Source organism: Escherichia sp. 20412-1 (assembly GCF_003027595.1).
In the GTDB taxonomy this organism is placed as follows: Bacteria; Pseudomonadota; Gammaproteobacteria; order Enterobacterales; family Enterobacteriaceae; genus Escherichia; species Escherichia marmotae.
Genome location: NZ_PYQM01000117.1, coordinates 1 through 1,004, shown reverse-complemented (window position 1 = coordinate 1,004; position 1,004 = coordinate 1). Strand labels below are relative to the sequence as shown.

The following is a 1,004-nucleotide window of genomic DNA, read 5'->3' as shown; positions in this document are numbered from 1 at the left end:
CCGGACCTTCCACCGGGCCTTCGCCAATCGCGTCAATCACGCTCATCATCTGCGTGGATTTCAGGTTATCTTTCGCCTCAACCGGCGTGTGCGCCTTACCACCACCTTTACCCACTCTGTCCCCCTGCCCAGCCTGATGCCTGAATCTGTTTATACCCCAAAACAACAGACACCCCGGAGGGTGCCTGTCTGTTGACTGACTGAATAAAAATTCTGAATTTCTTCACATTTCTGCAAAATACCTGTGGCGCTGATAATTGCACAGCGTTACAGTTTCACCGTACATAAAAATAACTCCTTCACATGGTTTTTCATCGTATTCCCCACAGCCTGGCCAACACTGTGGGTATTTTTTTATTCTCACCCCCGACCGATAACCACCACTTTTCCGTCACCGCCTTCATCCCGGGTGCTGATGTCCTGGGATATCCGTCGTGAACCCACCAGCATCTCACCATAAGGCACCGGCATCGGGTTGCCCTGGGCAATCATGTTGTCCAGTGAGGAAAAATAGGTGTTCTGTTTGCCGTTATCCGTGCTTCTGTACTCCGGCGTCTTTGCCTTCGGGGCCAGCAGTTGTGCGACACCCCCCAGCGCCATTGCTGCCCCCATGGAAAACATAATGTTGCTGGCAGCAATACCGATACCCGGCATCCAGATGGAGGCAACAACCAGTGCTGCTCCCAGCACCGCCTGAAACACACCACCGCTTTTGGCACCTTCGGTCCGGGGGATCAGATGAATGATATCCCCGTGGCTCAACGGCTCATGCAGTCGTGTCATTATCTGTTCCGGCGAGGTATCCTCACCGGCAATACGCACCCGGTACCAGCCTTCGTTCATCTGACGGCGAAAACCGGGCACCTGTAACGACAGGGCACGGATGGCCTCCGCTGCCGTGTTCACATACAGGCTGATGCGGCGGCCAAATCGTTGTAAATCCCCGTGAAGGCAGATGCGTGCCAGTGGCGGTGACGCCAGACTGAATGCGTTCGTCGTTGCCA

At 54.7% G+C, this 1,004-nt stretch carries 2 protein-coding genes and 1 pseudogene; all 3 read right to left on the bottom strand.

Annotation, left to right across the window (positions count from 1 at the left end; all coding sequences use genetic code 11):
* On the bottom strand, nt 1-115 hold a 115-nt coding region (locus C7B16_RS25910; protein WP_375122110.1), incomplete at its 3' end, for a hypothetical protein.
* 245 nt (nt 116-360) lie between these two features.
* On the bottom strand, nt 361-906 hold the full coding sequence (locus C7B16_RS24245) for a tail assembly protein (protein WP_143192636.1): 546 nt from the start codon (nt 904-906) through the stop codon (nt 361-363).
* Nucleotides 903-1,004: pseudogene (locus C7B16_RS24735) on the bottom strand (phage tail protein); the annotation flags it as partial. The pseudogene C7B16_RS24735 and the gene C7B16_RS24245, both read right to left, overlap by 4 nt.